We start from the raw sequence: 18,015 nt of genomic DNA on the forward strand, positions 1-18,015 counted from the left end.
GCGCGGGGACCTGGACTCAGGTCCCCACCGCGCCCTCGTCACGCAGGCCCAGGTGCACGTCCACGAAGCTGTACGGCGCCCAGGGACCGGTGAAGCGGAACGAGTACGTGTCCGAGCGCGCGGCCAGGGAGCGGACCTTCTCCTCGAAGGACTCCAGCCGTGCCCGCTCGACGAGGAAGGCAGCGTTGAGCAGCATCCGCTCTCCTACGAGGGGAAGCTCGCGCGTGGCGGCGGCACGGGGGCGCAGGCCTTCCAGCAGTGCCCGCATGTCACGCCCGGCGCGGTCCTCGACGGCGGCCTCCAAGCGGCGCTCGTGCTCGGCCTCCGGCTCATCATCGCGCCGGTGAAGCTGGGCGTCTTCCAGCACCAACCGCTGGGCGAGGTGCTCGCGGTGCCAGAGCACCTTCAGGCCCAGCTCCACCTTGCCCTCCAGCGCGTCCAGCACGCCGGACAGTTCGCCATGGGCCGTGCGCAGGACAGCGCGTACCTGGGCCTCGGACGCCATGACGGTGCCGAAGGCCACGGGGAGCACGGTGTGCTCACGGAGCAGGGTTTCGGTGACGCGCTGGTGCCCGAGCAGGTTCGCCCGCGTCGGGTCCACCACGCGGCCGGGGGCCACGGACACCATGGCGGCAAGGCCGGCCTCACTCACCGCGTACACCTGTGATGGAACGGCGCCCAAGCCGATACGCCCGACGTCCAGGGACGCGGTGGCACGGACGATGCCGTAGAGATACCGGAGCCCGTCGGGCGTCACCGTCTCCGCCGTGGGAGGCGAAGGCCGGGCGACCTGGGCCGTGCGGCTGTCGCCGTGAGCCGCCCCCTTCCGGGGCCGTGTCGTCCGGGACATGGTGCGCTTCACCTCGCCGATGCGCCTCCGTGGGTGGCGAGCACGCGGCGGACTTCATCCACCAGCGCGTCCGGCAGGCAGGGCTTGGTGACGAAGGAGTCGCAGCCCGCGCCCTTGGCTTCGTCGGACTGCCCCGTCATCGCATGGCCCGTGAGCGCCACTACGGGGATGGCGCGCGTGCGGTCGTCGCCCTTCAGCCGCCGTGTCGCCTCCCAGCCGTCCATGATGGGCAGCGACAGGTCCATGAGGATGATGTCGGGCCGCAGCTCGAAGGCCTTGTCCAGCGCCTCCTGGCCGTTCTTCGCCTCGGCGACGCGAAAGCCCGAGAACTCCAGGTACTCGGCGTACATCTCCCGGGCATCTTGATAGTCGTCTACGACGAGCACGAGGGGCTTCGGGGTCTCAGATGGGTTCGTCATGCGCGCCTCGCGCGTCGGGGGAAGTGCAGGGTGAATGTCGAACCCTCGCCCTGGGTGCTCTGGAGGGTGACGCGTCCCCCCAGCATGGCCGCCAGGCGCCGGCAGATGGAGAGCCCCAGCCCGGTGCCTCCATAGGCCCGGGTCGGAGAGCTGTCCACCTGCTGGAAGTCCTCGAAGATTTTTTCCTGGTTCGCTGGGTCGATGCCAATGCCCGTGTCCGTCACGGAGATGGTGAGCGTGGACGTAGCAGCCACGTACTCTGCCTGCACCTGCACTGAACCTTCGTGCGTGAACTTCAACGCATTCGACAGGAGGTTGAGGACGATTTGTTTCACCTTCTGCCGGTCACTGTACACAGCCGGCACGCGCGGGCCGAGGTGGGCGCTCACCGTCAGCTTGCTGCGCGCGATGATGGGGTCCATCTCCGCCATCACCTCCTGGAGCAGCTCCGGGATGCCGAAGTCCGACAGGTTCAAGGGCATGCGGCCCGCTTCGATGCGGGTGATGTCCAGAATCTCGTTGATGACCTCCAGCAGGTGTCTGCCGTTGGAGTCGATGCGCGTGAGGTTCCGTTTCTGCGCCGGGTTCAGTTCGCCGGACACGCCCTGCAGCAGCATGTTCGTGTAGCCAAGGATGGCGTTGAGCGGCGTGCGGAACTCGTGGGACATGTTGGCCAGGAACTGGGACTTGGCCGCGCTGGCCTGCTCCACCTGGATGGCCTGCCGGCGCAGCATCTCGTTCTGTTCGGCCAGCTCCGCGGTGGCGGCCTGCACGCGCGCCTCCAGGTGGACGGAGCCTTCCTTCACCCGCTCCAACAGGCGCGCCTTCTCCAGCGCCTCGCTGCGGTCGTGGAAGAGGGTGACGATGCCCGTCAGCTCACCGGAGTCGCCCAGGACCTTGCTGGCCACGGCCTCCATGGGGAGCGTGGCGCCCGTGGCCGGGTCCAACAGCCCGAGCTGCCCGCGCCAGCGGGGCCGGCCCTCCGCGTCCAGCAGGTTGGCGAGGAACGACGAGAAGCTCGCGTTGTTGGAGCGCAGCCGCCGCAGCGCCGCCTCCCCACTGTCGGGGTGCGTGGCGAAGAGCTTCTCCGCCGGGCCGTTCATCATCACCATGCCGCCCGCCGGGTCGGACAGGATGAGGGGGTCCGGCACGGAGTCCAGCACGCGGTCCAGCCGGTGGCGCTCGCTGCGGGCCTCCCGCTCCGTGGCGCGCAGGCGCCGGTAGCTCTCCCCCAGCGCCTGGGTGGCGCGGCCCAGGTCCGTCACGTTGCGCAGCACGCTCACCAGGGCCTCGCGGCCATCCGGCTCGAGCACGGGCGTGCTGACGACCTCGAAGAGCAGGTCGATTCCCTCCACCGGGTCCACCAGCGGGACTTCCCGGCGGCGTACGGTGGATGTGTCACCGCTGGCGAAGCTGGCCAGCGCGGAGGAGAACACCTGCCGGTTGAGCTCCGTCGCCCGGCGGCGGCCTTCGCTCGCATCCGGCCCCGCCACCAGCAGCACCTCCGCGCGGGCGTTGGCGATGTGGGGCCGCCCCTCCAGGTCCGTCAGCAGCACGGGGTCCGCCACGGTGTCGATGATGCGACGGAGCAGCTCGCCGCCCGCCACCTCGCGGCGCTCCGTGGGCAGCATGGCGGCCAGCCGGGGGCCGACGTGCGCGCTCACCCAGGCGGCGTCCGGCGTCAGCGTGGGGCCGTCCGCGGACAGCAGCAGCAGGCCCGCAGCGGGCGCTCCGGGACGGCCCAGGGGCACCGCGATGCACCCCACGGCCGGAAGTGGGGCCCAGGGGGTGGCGAAGAAGCGAGGTGCCCCCTGCGTCAGGGTCTCCGCCAGGGGATGGGAGGCCTCACCGGGCTGGAACGCCAGGGCGTCGCGCTGGGCCTCGGAGAGGTTGCGGGCCGCGAGGCAGACCCACCCTCCCGTGCCGCTGTCGCGCGCGAGGCAGGCGGCGACGTCCGACGGCCGCTCGCGGGTGAGCCACGCCACCACGTGCCGCGCGCACAGACGTGGCTCGTCGCAGGCGAGCAGCTGCTCGGCCAGGGCGAGCCGTGCTTCGACGTCTGGCTCGGGCGTTGGGGTGGGCAGTGCGGCGGGGGGGGCCACTGCGTCAGGCTCCGCGGGAATGAGGGGTGGGCGTTCGCACCTCCACGAACTTCACCACGATGGTGCGTGTGGACGCGGGTGGCCAGTCCTGGAGCGCCTGCTTGTGGACGTTCGTGTCCCAGCGCAGACCCCGGCCCAGCACCCGGTCCAGGACGTCGACGAGGCTGGCGCTTCCAGCCAATCTTTCCACGGGCATCGTCGAAGCTCCTCGGCTCCTGGGGCCGGGTTTTTGTAACGCGCGTCGGCGAGCCGCCCCAGAACAGGCTTGCCCGCACCGTGATTTGCGAACACGAGAGGGCCGGCAGTGTTCGCTCGTGTACATCTGCAACGTCTCGAAGCTGGGTAGGCAGCCAGCCATGAGGTCCGCTCCCGTGGCTTATCGCTCCGGGGCGCCGTTCCTAGCCTTGGGCCATGGACGACGAGCAGCGGGCGCACAGGTCGCTTTGGACGGTGACGGCCCCCCCGCGCGACTTCCCGGCGCTGCCGGGTGACGTGACGGTGGACGTGGCCATCATCGGCGGGGGGATGGCCGGGCTGACCACGGCGTGGCTCCTGAAGCGCGCTGGCAAGCGCGTGGCGGTGCTGGACATGCACCGCATCCTGTCGGGGCAGACGGGCCAGACGACCGCGCACCTCACCGAGGTGCTCGACACGCCCTACGCCACGCTGCGGCGCGACTTCGGTGAGAAGGGGGCCCAGCTCGCGGCGTCCTCCAGCCGCGCGGCCATCGAGCAGATTGCCGCGCTGGTCGACGAGCTCGGCATCGACTGTGACTTCCAGCGCATGCCCATGTACCGCTACGCGGAGACGGAGCGCGAGCTGGCCGACCTGCACCACGAAGTCACCGCCGCGCGCGAGGCCGGCTTGCTGGCCACCTTCACCCACGACGTGCCCTTGCCGTATCCCGTGAAGGGCGCCCTGCGGGTGGAGGACCAGGCGCTCTTCCATCCTCGCAAGTACCTGCTGGCGCTGGCGGACCGGATTCCCGGCGATGGCAGCCACCTCTTCGAGAACACGCGGGTGACGGAGGTCCACGACGGCGCGCCCTGCCGCGTCGTCACCGACCGGGGCACCGTCACCGCCGCGGCCGTGGTGGAGGCCACCACCACGCCGCTCAACCGCGTGGCCATGCACACCAAGCTCTACCCCTACCGCACCTACGCGGTGGCGGGGCCGCTCAACGGGCCGCTGGAGCCGGGCCAGTACTACGACAGCCAGGAGCCCTATCACTACATCCGCACGCAGCAGGTGAACGGGCGCACCTACGTCATCGTGGGCGGCGAGGACCACAAGGTCGGCACCGACGAGGACACCGCCCGGCGCTACGCCGCGCTGGAGGCCTACACGCTGCGGCGCTTCCCGGTGACGGACATCACCCACCGCTGGTCCGGCCAGGTCATCGAGCCCGCGGACGGGCTGGCGTACATCGGCCGCAACACGGCCAGCCGCCACGTGTACGTGGCCACCGGCTTCTCCGGCACGGGCATGACGTTCGGCACGCTGGCGGGGATGATTCTCTCCGACGCCATCCTCGACAGGCAGAACCCCTTCGCCGCGCTCTACTCGGCGACGCGGGTGAAGCCTCAGGCGGGCGCGAAGGACTTCCTCCAGGAGAACGCGGAGGTCGCCTTCCACTTCGTCGCGGACCGCCTGTCACGGCCGGACGGGCACCGGCTGGCGGACGTGGCGCCCGGCGAGGGCAAGGTCCTGGAGGTCGCGGGACAGAAGGTCGCGGTGTACCGCGCGGAGGACGGCACCACGCACGCGGTGTCCCCGGTGTGCACGCACCTGGGCTGCCACGTGCACTGGAACGGCGCGGAGCGCTCCTGGGACTGTCCCTGTCACGGGGGGCGCTTCAGTCCCACCGGCAAGGTGCTCAACGGCCCCGCCGTGAAGGACCTGCCGGCGAAGAAGCTGCTGACCTGAGCCACACGTCTTCACACCTCAACACGACACACATCATCCACACGGGAGAGGGCGCGCATGGACGCTATCGAACTGTTGACGCAGCAGCACGACGAGGTGAAGAAGCTGTTCAAGAAATACGAGAAGCTCTCGGAGGGAGCGGAGGCGAAACGCCAGGAACTCTTCGAGATGATTTCCGACCGCTTGAGCGCGCACGCCTCCATCGAGGAGCAGTACTTCTATCCCGCGGCCAAGGCCCAGGACACGGAAGACCTGCTGCGCGAGGCCGCCGAGGAACACCTGTCCGCCAAGCGCCTCATCGCCGACCTGCTGGACCTGGAGCCGGCGGACGAGGAGTTCGACGCGAAGATGCAGGTGCTCCAGGAACAGATTGAGCACCACGTCGAAGAGGAAGAGGGCGAGCTCTTCAAGAAGGTCCGCAAGCACATGTCCAAGGAGCAGCTCGTGGACCTGGGCGTCCAGATGCAGCAGGAGTTCGAGGAGCTCATGGAGGGCGAGCCTCGCACCCAGGTTCCCGCCGAGACGGAGCACGCCGCGCCGATTTGAGCGGCGGCGGCTTGCCGCAAGAATCGGGTTGCGTGAAGGGGGCTGGGCGGCGGCATCATGGCTGCCGCCCATGCCGCGTCCTCCTCCCGACGTCATTCGATACCCCAGTTACTACACGCCCTCGGTCCGCCGTGCCCTGTCGCGCGCGGACCCGACGCTGGGCGCATTGATGAAGCAGGTCGGTCCCTTCCGCCTCCAGGTGCGTCCGCTGCACAGCCCGTTCGGCGCGCTGGCGGAGTCCATCGTCTACCAGCAGCTCCACGGCAAGGCGGCCGCTACCATCTTCGGTCGCGTGTGCGAGCGCGTGGGCTCGGGACGGAAGTTCACGCCCCAGGCGCTGCTCGCGGTTCCGGACACGTCGCTGCGCGAAGCGGGCCTGTCCGCCAACAAGCTGGCCGCGCTCCAGGACCTGGCGCGCAAGACACTGGACGGCACCGTGCCGCCGCTGGCCAAGGTCCGGCGCATGGATGACGCCGAGCTCATCGAGCACTTCACCCAGGTGCGCGGCATTGGCCAGTGGACGGTGGAGATGCTGCTCATGTTCCAGCTCGAGCGACCCGACGTGCTGCCCGTGGACGACTACGGCGTGCGCAAGGGCTTCATGAAAGCCTATGGCCTGCCGGAGATGCCCAAGCCCAAGGCGCTGCTCGCTTACGGCGAGCGCTGGAGGCCCTGGCGCTCGGTGGCCAGCTGGTACATGTGGCGCTCGGCGGAGCTCCCCGACGCGCCGCCCGTGGAGGGCTGACGGCGTTCCTGGGCTGTGGCCTCAGGCGGTGTTGAGCGCGGTGCTCGGGGCATGCCGCTGGCGCCGCATGGGCACCAGCAGCACCAGGAAGGCCACGGACAGGGCGATGCCCAGCAGGAAGACGGGCGCGTAGCCCAGGTTGAGCCCGTGTTTCGGGTCCGCGAGCCAGCCCGCGAGCGGGCCCGCGGGCGCCTTGCCCCAGACCTCCAGGCTGGCGAGCAGCGTGTAGTGCGTGGCGCCGATGCGGCGGTCCACGCGCGACATCATGAAGGCGAACATCACCGTGGTGAGGGCGCCGCCGAAGAACTCCTCGGCCATGGTGACGCCGATGACGCCCGCGTCGGTGACGCCTCCCGTGGCCAGCAGCCACCGTCCCACCAGGGGAATCACCCGCAGGGACGCGGTGAGCCCCACAGCGCCCAGCAGCGGCATGCGGGAGGCCAGCAGTCCTCCGGCCAGTGAGCCGGCAATGGACGCGCCCGTGCCCCACGTGCCCACCCACAGGCCAATCTGCGCGGCGGTGAAGCCCGCGTCGACGAGGAACGGCTTGAAGAGCACGTCGGACATGCTCTCGCCCAGCTTGTACGTGGTGATGAAGAGCAGCAGCCAGCCCGCGCCCGGCAGCAGGAGCGCCTTCTTGAGCCGCTGGAACAGCTCGCGCCAATCCGGCTCCTGCCGGGCGGTGGGCGTGGACGGCGTGGCATGCGCCTCGGGGGGAGACTCCCGGACGAAGAGCATCACCGTGAAGACGGCCAGACACAGCAGCGCCATGGCGACGAAGAGGCCGGACCAGCCGATGCGCGCGCTGGCCCACACCAGGAGCCCGCCGCCCGTCAGCATTCCCAGTTTGTAGCCCACCACCTGCGCGGTGTTGCCCAGGCCCAGCTCACTGGGGCGCAGGGTGTCCACGGCGAAGCCATCCACCGCGATGTCCTGCGTGGCGGCGAACAGGTTCATCAGGAAGACGAGCGCCAGCAGGGCGGGGAGCGCGTCCCGTGAAGCCGCGACCGCCGCCGCGGCGCAGCTGGCCGCGAGCCCCGCCTGCATCGGCAGAATCCACGACTTGCGCCGGCCGATGCGCGCCGAGCCATACCGGTCCACCAGGGGCGCCCAGAGCGCCTTGAGGGCCCAGGGCAACCACAGCGCGCCGAGCAGTCCAATGGTGGTCAGCGAGACGCCCTGCGAGCGCAGGTACACCGGCAGGGCGGTGGCCTGGAAGCCGAAGGGCAGGCCCTGCACGAAGTAGAGCATGCACAGCAGGGCGAGCCGGGACGACGGGAGTCTCATTGATACCCAGCATAGAGCCACCATGTCGGGAACGAGGAAGTGTCCGCTCGCCAGTCCGGATGTGGAGCCCTGTCCACGGCAGTGCAGAGGAGCCCTCCGTCTCATGGACGGGGAGGGGGCGGTCTCTAGGCTCATCCTCCCCACGGCCGGAACCCGGCCTCATTTTGCGCCGGACGGCGGAGGCTGCCGAGGCGCGTGGAGCATGTGACCATGCAGGAGCAGCAAGCAGGATTCGAAGCCTTGAAGCGTGGTGAGTCCGCGCCGTCTCCGTCATTGCGCGTGCTGGATGTGATGGCCCTTACAGTGGGCATCGTCCTGGGGGCAGGCATCTTCAAGGCGCCCTCGCTGGTGGCCGCGCAGTCCGCCAGTGGTGAGGCCATGCTGCTCACGTGGCTGCTGGGCGGTGTCGCGTCGCTGGTGGGGGCGCTGTGTTACGCGGAGCTGGCCAGCGCCTGGCCTCACCCGGGCGGGGACTACCACTACCTGTACCGCGCCCTGGGCAAGGGGCCCGCCTTCCTCTTCGCGTGGGCGCGGCTGACCGTCATCCCCACCGGCTCCATCGCACTGCTGGCCTTCGTCTTCGGGGACTACGCCACGCAGCTCTTCCCCCTGGGACCGTATTCGTCGCCCGTCTACGCGGCCATGCTGGTGGTGGGGCTGACGGCGGTGAATATCGCCGGACTTCGGCAGGGGACCCGTACGCAGAACCTGCTCACGGCCCTGGAGGTTCTGGGAGTGGGGGCTGTCGTCATCGTGGGGCTGCTGTTCACGCCCGCTCTGGTGCCCGCGGAGGTGGCGCCGACACCGGCCGCGTCGTCGGGGACCGCCTGGGGCCTGGCCATGGTGTTCGTGCTGCTGACGTACGGCGGCTGGAACGAGGTGGCGTACCTGTCCTCGGAGGTGCGGGGTTCGCGGCGCGCCATTGCGTGGTCTCTGCTGGCGAGCATCGGGCTGGTGACGGCGCTGTACCTGCTGGTCAACGTGGCGTACCTGCGCGGCCTGGGGCTCGAAGGCATGGCGCGTTCGGAGGCGGTGGCCGCGGACCTGATGCAGCGCGCGGTGGGCAGCGGGGGCGCGCTGGTGCTGAGCGTCATCATCGCCATCTCCGCGCTGACGTCCGCCAACGCCACGGTGCTGACGGGGGCCCGGACCCACTATGCCTTCGGGCGGGACAGCGTGCTGTTCAATGGGCTGGGGCAGTGGCGCGCGAAGTCCAATGGCCCGTCCCGCGCGCTGCTGGTGCAGGGGGCCATCTCCCTGGCGTTGGTGGGGCTGGGGACGCTGACGCGTCAGGGCTTCGAGACGATGGTGGAGTACACCGCGCCCGTCTTCTGGCTCTTCTTCCTGCTGACGGGCGTGTCGCTGATGGTGCTGCGCGTGCGCGAGCCGGATGCGCCACGGCCGTTCCGCGTGCCGCTGTATCCGCTCACGCCGCTGCTCTTCATCGGCATCTGCGCCTACGTCCTCTATTCCAGCCTGGCCTTCACCGGGCTGGGCGCGCTCGCGGGGCTGGCCGTGCTGGGCACGGGCGGCGTGCTGCTCGCCGTGGAGACGGCGCGGACCCGCAGGGGCTCGCAGGGTGCCTCCCCCAAGGCCTCTTCTTCTCCCAGATTGCAACGAACGAAGGAGGCGACATGAAGCGAAGGATGATGGTTCTCGCGTCCATGGTGGGGATGGCCGCGAACGCCGCGAGTGTCTCGACGGCGCAGCAGACGGTGACGGTGCAGGTTCGCGGCCCATCAGGCGGCGCGATTCAGGCACCCGACGTTCCCTTCGTCCCCACACCGGAAGGTGCCGTGGATGGGATGCTGGCATTGGCTGGCGTGAAGCCCGGGGACACTGTCTATGATTTGGGCAGCGGAGACGGCCGCATCGTCATCTCCGCTGTCCAGAAGCACGGGGCGAAGCACGCCGTGGGCGTGGACATCAACCCGGAGCGCATCGCCGAGGCCAACCAGAACGCGAGCCAGGCGGGCGTGAAGAACAAGGTGGAGTTCCGCCAGGGAGACCTCTTCGACGCGGACATCAGTGACGCGTCGGTGGTGACGCTCTACCTGCTGCCCTCCGTCAACGAGCGGCTCAAGTCCAAGCTGCTCTCGGAGCTGAAGCCAGGCACGCGCATCGTGTCGCACAGCTTCGACATGGGGGACTGGGCGCCGACCAAGACGGTGCAGAGCGAGGGACGGACGCTCTACCTCTGGGTCGTCCCCGAGCGCGGCACGGGCGGCGCGCCCCGCTGAGCACGGCTCGAGGCGCCCTGGCCCGGCACCCTCGCGTGGAGGGGCCGGGCCATTTCGCGTCAGGGCGCCGGCGGCGGCTGACCCGGCGTGCGCGAGTAGTGGAGCACCATGGCCTCCAACCGCGACAAGGCCTTCTCCAGCGTCTCCATGGACGGGCCGAAGGACAGGCGTACGTAGCCGCGGAAGCGCGAGGGGCGCGCGCGGCGCTTGCCGGGATTCACGTCGAAGAACTCACCCGGCACGGCGATGATTTTCTGGTCCAGCGCGGCGCGGAAGAAGCCCATGCCGTCGTTGAGCGGCGGCGGCAGTCCAGACACGTTGCCCCAGACATAGAAGGTGCCGTCCGGCGCGCGGTCCGTGCGGATGCCGATGCGCTCCAGCCGGGAGTGGAAGCGGTCCCGCTTCTCCCGGAAGGCGTTGTGGATGGCCATCGTCTCCGCCACCACGGGTTCCTCCTGGAGGAGTTGAATCGCCGCGCGCTGGAGCGGCCGGCTGCCACCGCCATCCAGGAAGCTGCCCGCGCTGGAGACGGCCTCGATGACCTGACGCGGCCCCACCGTCCACGTCATGCGCCAGCCCGGGTAGCGCCAGTTCTTCGTGAAGCCGTCGAACAAGACCACCGGGTCCTTGTTCACGTCCTCCACGTAGCGGGCGGCGCTCTCCACCGGCAGGTGCCCGGGGCGGCCCGTCCAGATGTAGTGTGAATAGAACTCGTCGACGAGCAACGAGCACTCGTGCTCGCGGGCCACGCTCACCCAGCGCGCCATCTCCTCGCCGTGCACCAGCTTGCCGGTGGGGTTGCAGGGGTTGGAGAAGAGCAGCGCCGACAGGCCGCGGCCCTGCACCTCGCGCCGCAAGTCCTCCGCGGTGAAGGCATAGCCGCGCTCACCCTCCAGGAGGATGGGGATGGCGGTGAACGCCTTGAAGACGTCCAGCAGCTCCTCGTAGGCCGTGTAGTCCGGCAGGAAGTGGCCCAGGTTGACGGCGCCCAGGCTGGCCGCGGCGCGGGTGAGCGCCGCGCGGCCACCGCCGGACAGGCTCACGTTCTCCGCGCTGTACTGGCTGGGCATGCCCCGGCGGTAGAGCCGGTTGTAGAGGCTGGCGATGGACTCGCGCACCTCCCAGAGACCGGCGACGGGGGCGTACTCCATGTCGGCCACGTCGATGGTGACCTGGTTCAGCCGGGGCGGCGCGCGGGGGAGGTCTCCCGTCTCCGGCTGGCCCTGGCCCAGGTTGCACCACTCCGGGTCGCTGGAGCGGTAGCCGCGGCGGGAGGCCTCGGCGGTGACGAAGATGACGCCGGTGCGGGGCACGGCGCGGAATGCCGGAAGGGGAACGTCGTCGCTCACGGCGTCACACCCTAGCGGAAGTCCGCGCCGTGCGCGCTGCCTCCGCGCGCCCGCTCAGCGGACGATGGGCACCGTCACCGGCTCCAGGTCGTCGACCGTCACCTCGGCCTTGCCCAGGCGCCACAGGACGGGCTGGAAGCGGGCTTCCACGCGCCGCCCGTCCGCCGTCTCCAGCACCGCGGTGCCTTCCTTCGGCAGGTATTCGCCCACCTCGTAGTGCAGCCCCGTCAGCGTGAGGCGGTCGGTGCCATGAGGGCCCGTCAGCTCGCCCGGACCATCCAGCACCAGCGACGTGCCACCAATCACGGGCATGCCGGCTCGCATGCCCACACGGCCATCGACGCGGAACGTGTGGCCCTGCCGTCCAGGGACGCCGCCTTGCACGTTCGCCCACAGGCGCGTCTCGTCGCCGCAGGTGCCGTAGCCCACCTCCGCCTGGAGCGGGTGTCCGTCCACCGTCAGTCCGCGCAGGTCCGCCTCCACCTCCATGAGGTCCTCGCCGCCGCGGTAGAGGAACGCGGCCTGGCCGGCGAAGCGCAGGCCGTGCACGTCACAGCCGCCTTCATCGAAGGTGAGCACCACGCGGTCCGTTACGCTGTCATGGGGCTCCACCGCGGCGCGGGCGCAGGCCCACCGCTTGCGCACGTCATGCGCGGCGGTGCTGAGGAAGGCGCGCCGAGGCTCACCGCAGGTGTACACGGGCAGCACGCCCAGGGCTTCCAGCGCGCCGCGCACCTGATGCGAGGCCGCCACCACGCGCTCCACGCGCTGACGGGCGGCGTCCACTTCTTCCTGCGTGGGGGCGCCGCCGCCACAGGCAGTGACGAGGACGGTGAGGGCAAGACAGGTGATGCGTCGCATGGGCGCTTCTCCAGGGGTTGCACGGCACCGCGGCTTCGCGGTGAGACATACCCCGTGGAGAGCAACCCTCATGCCCAGCGCAACCTCGCGAGAACACGAGGCGCGGCCGGGACAGGGCCCGGGATGTGCGTGCAGCGTGGTGCACAGCCCCGGCGGGCCCGTCCGGGTAAGGCGGTTCAGCCTTCGAGCGAAGCGCGCAGGAACCACGCATGCTTCTCGAATTCGGTGATGATGTCCGTGGTGAGGCCCTCGGAGTCCGAGTCCCCGTTCTCGATGAAGAGCGCGCGGCTCTTCCGCAGGCCATCCAGGTAGATTTCGATGCGCTCGGCCAGCAGCTTCACGTGCTCCATGTCGCGCGTCGTCTCCTGCGGATACTCCGGCAGGTGGCTCGCCTTGCCCACGTGGCGGCTGGTGCCGTAGGCCTTGCCACCCAGCGTCACCGCGCGCTCGGCGATGGAGTCGTTGTGCGTGGCCAGGCTCACCGCGAACGTCTCGAACAGCGGGTGGAGCGAGGCGAACTGCGGACCCTTGATGTTCCAGTGCGCGACCTTGATTTGCGAGTGCAGGTCGAGCCCGTCCGCGAGCCGCTCGTTGAGCGATTCAGCGATGGCGGCGCGGGTCTTCTCGGGCAGGGGGCTGGGGCTGCGGTACATGGTGTCTTCCTTTCGGCTGTGTGTTGGTCGGTGTCGGCAGGTTGGATGCGTGGCGGGCAAAAAGGGAGCGCCCCCCGGTGTTTCCACCGGAGGGCGCTTGAAACTTCGGCGATGCCTCGCGACAGAGGGGCTTAAGACTCCAGCCCCACCGCCGCCGCGTTGATGACCGACGCGATGCGAACCGCGTCGTGCACCTGGTCCTCGGAGAGACCGCCTTCAAGGACGATCTTCTCGTGGGACTGCATGCACATCTCGCAGCCGTTGATGGCGCTGACGGCGAGGCAGACCAGCTCGAAGTCCACCTTGTTCGTCAGCACCTGCGCGAGCCGGTTCATCCGCAGTCCGGCGCGCTTGGTCGAGTAGGACTCCTTCCCGATCATGTGCCGGAAGCGGTAGTACACATTGTTCATCGCCATCAACGACGCCGCCGCACGCGCGTCCTCGATGACAGGCTCGGGATTCGCGAGGGCCTTCTTCGCCTCGTTGAGCATGGCCTCCTTCAGCCGCTCATTCCGAGCGGCGAAGGCGCATGCCACGGCAACACCCCAACGCTGCTCCGCGGTGAGGCTGCCACCTTCCAGGACACCCTGGAGGTTGAGGCGGGTGTCCTTGTGGGAGTCCGCGAGTTCAGAGCGGACGACTTCGAGCGAGGCCATGGTGGATTACCCCGCCTTCGACAGCTTCTGGGTGAGGGTCTCCTCACCCTTGGTCCAGTTGCAGGGGCACAGCTCGTCCGTCTGGAGCGCGTCCAGCGTGCGAACCGTCTCGGAGACGTTGCGGCCCACGGACAGGTCGTTGACCGTCACGTGGCGGATGATGCCCTCGGGGTCCGCGATGAACGTCGCGCGGAGGGCCACGCCCTCCTCCTTGTGGAGGATGCCCAGCGCGTTGCACAGCTCGTGCTTCAGGTCCGCCAGCATCGGGAAGGGCAGGTTCTTCAGGTCCGGGTGGTGCGTGCGCCACGCGTGGTGCACGAACTCGCTGTCGGTGCTCAGGCCGAGGACCTGCGCGTCACGGTCAGCGAAGTCCTTGTTCTTCTTGCCGAACTCCGCGATCTCCGTGGGGCAGATGAAGGTGAAGTCCTTCGGCCACGCGAACAGGACCAGCCACTTGCCCTTGTAGGTCTCGTTCGTGATGTCCTGGAACTCCTTGCCCTTCTCCAGGGACACGGTGGCCTTCACCTTGAAGTTCGGGATCTTGTCGCCAACGGTCAGCATTACGGCTCCTTGGGATGGGGGCCCGGCGGTGAGCCGACCCCAGTGAATGGGTTCTGTCCTACCGCTTAGCAGTTACCGTGCCAGAACATCGAATCAATGATTCCAAGGGGTTGGATTTCACCCCTGCTGGGTCGGTGCCGCTGGGCCGGTGTCTAACGAAATCTCGGTGCGTCTCGCCACTGCAATTTCGGTGGATCGACGAGCCGGGTGGAGACTGGCCGCTCGTGACCCTCACGAGCGGGCGGAAAATACGAGAAGCTTCAGGTGGTTGCATCCTCTGCGGCCGGGCAACGGCTCGAATGTGCGGCCGCGAACGCGTGCTCCGTTCACCTACAACAGGCGACTGAGTGTTGACGCGGTGCGTTATGTTCGAACCCCGGCTTGCCTCGGCGGCAGGGTGACGGAGGACGGGGTGCTTAAAGGTGAGGAGAACCTCAGCGTGGTGACGCGCGCCTCGCCGTCGGAGGGATTCCGGTGGTGGCCTCGGCGCCATTCGTCAGCAGGGCCACGCCGCCGCTGGCGACGGTGTCATCGCCCGCGACAATCGTCTGGCTGCTCCAGCCTGTCTGGGCCTGTGCGAAGTACTCCAGGTTGGGAGCGCCCAACGGGTGATGAAGAAGTTGCGGCAATGACTCGCAGCCAGTGCATGGCGCGATGCGCTCGGGGTGCCGGTGGGAAACGGCCGAGCGGGCCTCCCCCGAATGTTCAAAAGAATCTCTTTGTATTCCGGGGGTTGCGACGGATCTTCTGGCCTGGAGCGGTTGCTTGGACGGTGGGCCACGAAATCTCGGTGCCTGCCGCACTGCAATTTCGGTGGAACGCTATTATTTCGTAGGCATGCAGGACGACTTTTCAGGCGCCATCGACGGCGCGAAGGACGCTCGGGACCTCCTTGAGCTGGCAACGGCGGAGGATTCCGTCGGAGATTTGCTGCGCCGTGGGCTCGACTGGCTGACGCGGGTGGTGCGCTTCGACCTGGCCACGGTGTTCCTCCTGAAGGAGGGCCGGCTGGTGTCGGTGGCCGCGCGAGGGCCGTTGGCCAACGCGAAGGTGCGGCAGCACTCGTTGCAGCTGTCGGAATTCCCCTCGCTGCGGCAGGCCCTGGAGACGCGGCGAGCGAAGGCCTTCACGGAAGAGGACCATGCCCACGGGGATGGAGACCCTTTCGACGGCGTGCTGGATTTGCCGCCGGGGCATTCGTGCATGGTGGTGCCGCTGTGCGCGGGTGAGCGCTGCTACGGCGTGCTCTCCTTGGACCGCGCCGAGTGTGAGACGTACCCCCAGCCGGTGGTGGACCTGGTGGAGGTGTACGGGCAGATGCTGGCCACGGCCATCCAGTCGGCCGAGCAGCGCGCCACCTTCGAGCGTCTCCACCGTCAGGACCACGAGCACGCGAAGTTGCTGGAGGCGCAGCTCGGCGGAGACTCGGAGGGCATCCTCGAGACGTCGAAGAGCCCGGTGATGCGAGACCTGGCGCGGCGGGCGCGGCAGGTGGCGGAGACGGACACGCCGGTGCTGATTACCGGTGAGACGGGCACGGGCAAGGAGCGGCTGGCCCGCGCCATCCACCGTTGGAGCGCCCGCGCGGACCAGCCCTTCGTCACGCTCAACTGCGCTGCCATTCCGGCGGGCTTGCTGGAGAGCGAGCTGTTTGGCCACGTGAAGGGCGCCTTCACCGGCGCCACGAAGGACCGGGCCGGACGCTTCCAGATGGCGCATGGCGGCACGCTGCTGCTGGATGAAGTGGGCGAGCTGCCCTTCGATCTCCAGGCGAAGCTGCTGCGGGCGCTGCAGGAGAAGACATTCGAGCCGGTGGGCAGCGACAAGACGGTGCGCGCGGACGTGCGCATCCTGGCGGCCACGCACGTGGACCTCCAGCAAGCCATTGCCCAGAAGCGCTTCCGCGAGGACCTCTACTACCGCTTGAGCGTGTTCCCCCTGCGCCTGCCGCCGCTGCGCGAGCGCCGCGAGGACCTGCCGCAGTTGTGCGCCTTCCTCCTGGAGGAACAGGCGCGCCGGACGGGACGGCGGGGCATGCGGGTGACGCCAGAGGGCCTGGTGCGGTTGGAGGCCTACGAGTGGCCGGGCAACCTGCGCGAGCTGGCCAATGCGCTGGAGCGGGCCACCATCCTCACGCGAGGGACGGAGCTGGGGCCGGAGGCCTTCGACGTGCCCACGCGCGGCGCGGCCATGGTGGCGGCCCTGCCGGAGGAGCCGGCGCCCGCGGCGGGAGGGCCGAAGCTGGCCCCCGTGCTGACGCTGGCGGCCGTGCAGCGCGAGCACATCATGCGAGTGCTCACGCTCACGCGGGGCCGCGTCTACGGCGCCAATGGGGCCGCGGCGCTGCTGGGGCTCAAGCCGTCCACGCTCCAGAGCCGGATGAAGAAGCTGGGCATCGCCCGGCTGGAGCAGTTCGTCGTCGACGAGGCGTGAGCCTTGGAGCCGCGCGCCTAGGAGACGCGCGGTGCCGAGGGCGCCACCGGGTAGGTGCCCCGCTGACCGAACGGCGGGTCGAACAGCGCCGGGTCCGACTGCCGCGAGCGGAAGAGGTCGACGATGTAGTTCATCCGCTGGTCCAGCTTGCTCCAGTCCTTCGCCCCGGAGCCCTTGAGGCTGTCCTGGCTCTTGTCGAGCTGGCCCAGCAGCGCGCGCAGCTCGGGGTTTTCGACGGAGCGCAGGTGCGGCGGGAAGAGCGTCGACTCCATGCCCGGAGGCGGCGGCAAATCATTGCCCAGCTTCAGCGCGCTTCCAGGAACGGCCAGCTTCATCATGTGCTCGGTGGCGACGCGGCGGAACACGTTCGCCACACCATCCACCACGGGGTTCAGCGCCGCGTCCACCAGGCCCGTCTTCAAGGCCGCCTTGCCCGCGAGGTTGGCGGGGAAGGGGAGCGCATTGATTTGCGCCTCGACGGTCTGCTTGAGGATGTCGCGGAAGGTGTCCTTCACCGGCGAGTTGAGCGCCTTCTCGACGTAGGGCTGGAGCTGCGTCTGCTCGTGCAGACCCACCTTGTCGTTGGCCAGGAGCATCAGCTCGGCCTTCTTGTTCGGGTCCTTCTCGAACATGGCCTGGGCGTAGTGGCCGAAGGACTCCTTCAGCAGCGGCTTGTCCGCGGGGAAGCCGCTCAGGTACTGCTCCACCTTGGCGGCGTCGTATTGGGTGTCGCCCTGGAAGGTCTCCACGAAGCGGGCGAACTCCTGGCCCACCTCCTCGAACACCAGCTTGTTGCCGTCGGCGATGGCCTTGCTGACGTTCTGGAGCGCCTGATTGCCCGCCGAGGCGATGTCAGCCAGCGGCAGCGAGGGGAGGCCCAGCTTGCGCAGCAGGTCGTCCACCTTGGACATCGGCCCCATGACGCCGTCGGCGCCCTTGAGCGCGTCCGTGAAGAACTTGGGCATGTCCTCGCCACGGATGCTCACGCCGGCTTGCTTCGAGGCCCAGGTCGCGAAGGTGGACCAGTTGGCGTTCTCCGTGCCCAGCAGCTGCCCCATGGCGTTGGACAGGTCCGAATAGCCCTGGGTAATCGCATGGTTGCGCGCCACCGGGTCCTGCATGGCGGCGATGTTCCGCACGTCCGCGGCGGTGGGATAGCTGCCCGGCGCGACGCTCGGGCCGCGCGCCAGGGCCGCGGGGGCATTCAGCGCCACGGGCTGTTGCCGGGTGGGCGGGGACTCGAACTGGGACACCCCGGACATGCCGGGCCGGGTCACCTGGGCCTTGGCCTGGGGTTTGACCTCGTTGCGAGCGGGGCGGGGCGGCTCGCGGAGCTCGGTGGGACGGGCGGGGGCGCGGGAACCGATTCTTGGGGGACTCATCTTCT

Annotated in this window: 18 protein-coding genes; 6 read left to right on the forward strand and 12 right to left on the reverse strand. The window is 69.2% G+C overall.

Annotated elements, in window-relative coordinates; genetic code table 11:
• Window positions 1-16 precede the first annotated feature (16 nt).
• Genes BHS09_RS07790 through BHS09_RS07805 form a run of 4 tightly spaced genes read right to left on the reverse strand, consistent with a single transcriptional unit; the run spans window position 17 to window position 3,567 of the window.
• Window positions 17-850 (reverse strand): GvpL/GvpF family gas vesicle protein, encoded by an 834-nt coding sequence (locus tag BHS09_RS07790; RefSeq protein ID WP_174259218.1) that lies wholly within the window; start codon window positions 848-850, stop codon window positions 17-19.
• A gap of 8 nt (window positions 851-858) precedes the next feature.
• A complete protein-coding gene (locus BHS09_RS07795; RefSeq protein ID WP_140788644.1) occupies window positions 859-1,269 on the reverse strand; it encodes a response regulator in 411 nt (136 codons plus the stop codon).
• Window positions 1,266-3,371 (reverse strand): PAS domain-containing sensor histidine kinase, encoded by a 2,106-nt coding sequence (locus BHS09_RS07800; protein ID WP_174258687.1) that lies wholly within the window; start codon window positions 3,369-3,371, stop codon window positions 1,266-1,268. Before BHS09_RS07800 ends, BHS09_RS07795 begins: the two co-directional genes overlap by 4 nt.
• Before the next feature lie 4 nt (window positions 3,372-3,375).
• Complete coding sequence (locus BHS09_RS07805; RefSeq protein ID WP_140797552.1) at window positions 3,376-3,567, reverse strand: hypothetical protein; 192 nt, start codon at window positions 3,565-3,567, stop codon at window positions 3,376-3,378.
• Window positions 3,568-3,782: 215 nt separating this feature from the next.
• Here BHS09_RS07805 and BHS09_RS07810 point away from each other — a divergent pair, with 215 nt between their 5' ends.
• The 3 genes from BHS09_RS07810 (at window position 3,783) to BHS09_RS07820 (ending at window position 6,588) form a co-directional block, all read left to right on the forward strand.
• Window positions 3,783-5,297 (forward strand): FAD-dependent oxidoreductase, encoded by a 1,515-nt coding sequence (locus tag BHS09_RS07810; RefSeq protein WP_140797553.1) that lies wholly within the window; start codon window positions 3,783-3,785, stop codon window positions 5,295-5,297.
• Window positions 5,298-5,354: 57 nt separating this feature from the next.
• Window positions 5,355-5,843: a hemerythrin domain-containing protein gene (locus BHS09_RS07815; RefSeq protein WP_140788653.1), complete on the forward strand. Its 489-nt coding sequence runs from the start codon at window positions 5,355-5,357 to the stop codon at window positions 5,841-5,843.
• A gap of 70 nt (window positions 5,844-5,913) precedes the next feature.
• Entirely contained in the window at window positions 5,914-6,588 is a 675-nt protein-coding gene (locus BHS09_RS07820; RefSeq protein WP_140788655.1) for a DNA-3-methyladenine glycosylase family protein, read from the forward strand.
• A gap of 21 nt (window positions 6,589-6,609) precedes the next feature.
• Here the strand turns inward: BHS09_RS07820 and BHS09_RS07825 are convergent, their stop codons facing one another.
• The gene (locus BHS09_RS07825; RefSeq protein ID WP_140797554.1) at window positions 6,610-7,875 is read right to left on the reverse strand and encodes an MFS transporter; all 1,266 of its coding nucleotides are present in this window, start codon (window positions 7,873-7,875) and stop codon (window positions 6,610-6,612) included.
• A gap of 240 nt (window positions 7,876-8,115) precedes the next feature.
• Here BHS09_RS07825 and BHS09_RS07830 point away from each other — a divergent pair, with 240 nt between their 5' ends.
• Complete coding sequence (locus BHS09_RS07830) at window positions 8,116-9,513, forward strand: APC family permease (RefSeq protein ID WP_237080222.1); 1,398 nt, start codon at window positions 8,116-8,118, stop codon at window positions 9,511-9,513.
• On the forward strand, window positions 9,510-10,115 hold the full coding sequence (locus BHS09_RS07835) for an SAM-dependent methyltransferase (protein ID WP_140788661.1): 606 nt from the start codon (window positions 9,510-9,512) through the stop codon (window positions 10,113-10,115). Before BHS09_RS07830 ends, BHS09_RS07835 begins: the two co-directional genes overlap by 4 nt.
• A 59-nt stretch (window positions 10,116-10,174) precedes the next feature.
• Here the strand turns inward: BHS09_RS07835 and BHS09_RS07840 are convergent, their stop codons facing one another.
• The 6 genes from BHS09_RS07840 to BHS09_RS07865 all read right to left on the reverse strand — a co-directional run bounded on the left by BHS09_RS07840 (window position 10,175) and on the right by BHS09_RS07865 (window position 14,824).
• A complete protein-coding gene (locus tag BHS09_RS07840) occupies window positions 10,175-11,464 on the reverse strand; it encodes a pyridoxal phosphate-dependent aminotransferase (RefSeq protein ID WP_140797556.1) in 1,290 nt (429 codons plus the stop codon).
• A gap of 54 nt (window positions 11,465-11,518) precedes the next feature.
• Complete coding sequence (locus tag BHS09_RS07845) at window positions 11,519-12,325, reverse strand: hypothetical protein (RefSeq protein WP_237080223.1); 807 nt, start codon at window positions 12,323-12,325, stop codon at window positions 11,519-11,521.
• A 176-nt stretch (window positions 12,326-12,501) separates the two neighbouring features.
• Entirely contained in the window at window positions 12,502-12,978 is a 477-nt protein-coding gene (gene dps, locus BHS09_RS07850) for a DNA starvation/stationary phase protection protein Dps (RefSeq protein WP_140797558.1), read from the reverse strand.
• Between the two features lie 131 nt (window positions 12,979-13,109).
• Window positions 13,110-13,634, reverse strand: a complete 525-nt coding sequence (locus BHS09_RS07855) for a carboxymuconolactone decarboxylase family protein (RefSeq protein WP_140788667.1) — start codon at window positions 13,632-13,634, stop codon at window positions 13,110-13,112.
• A 6-nt stretch (window positions 13,635-13,640) separates the two neighbouring features.
• Window positions 13,641-14,195 (reverse strand): peroxiredoxin, encoded by a 555-nt coding sequence (locus BHS09_RS07860; RefSeq protein ID WP_140788669.1) that lies wholly within the window; start codon window positions 14,193-14,195, stop codon window positions 13,641-13,643.
• Window positions 14,196-14,629: 434 nt separating this feature from the next.
• Complete coding sequence (locus tag BHS09_RS07865; protein ID WP_140797559.1) at window positions 14,630-14,824, reverse strand: hypothetical protein; 195 nt, start codon at window positions 14,822-14,824, stop codon at window positions 14,630-14,632.
• Window positions 14,825-15,032: 208 nt separating this feature from the next.
• Here BHS09_RS07865 and BHS09_RS07870 point away from each other — a divergent pair, with 208 nt between their 5' ends.
• Entirely contained in the window at window positions 15,033-16,628 is a 1,596-nt protein-coding gene (locus BHS09_RS07870; protein WP_140800625.1) for a sigma 54-interacting transcriptional regulator, read from the forward strand.
• A gap of 17 nt (window positions 16,629-16,645) precedes the next feature.
• Here the strand turns inward: BHS09_RS07870 and BHS09_RS07875 are convergent, their stop codons facing one another.
• The gene (locus BHS09_RS07875; RefSeq protein ID WP_140797560.1) at window positions 16,646-18,010 is read right to left on the reverse strand and encodes a hypothetical protein; all 1,365 of its coding nucleotides are present in this window, start codon (window positions 18,008-18,010) and stop codon (window positions 16,646-16,648) included.
• Between the last annotated feature and the right edge of the window lie 5 nt (window positions 18,011-18,015).

The sequence above is a fragment of the Myxococcus xanthus genome, from assembly GCF_006402735.1.
In the GTDB taxonomy this organism is placed as follows: Bacteria; Myxococcota; Myxococcia; order Myxococcales; family Myxococcaceae; genus Myxococcus; species Myxococcus xanthus_A.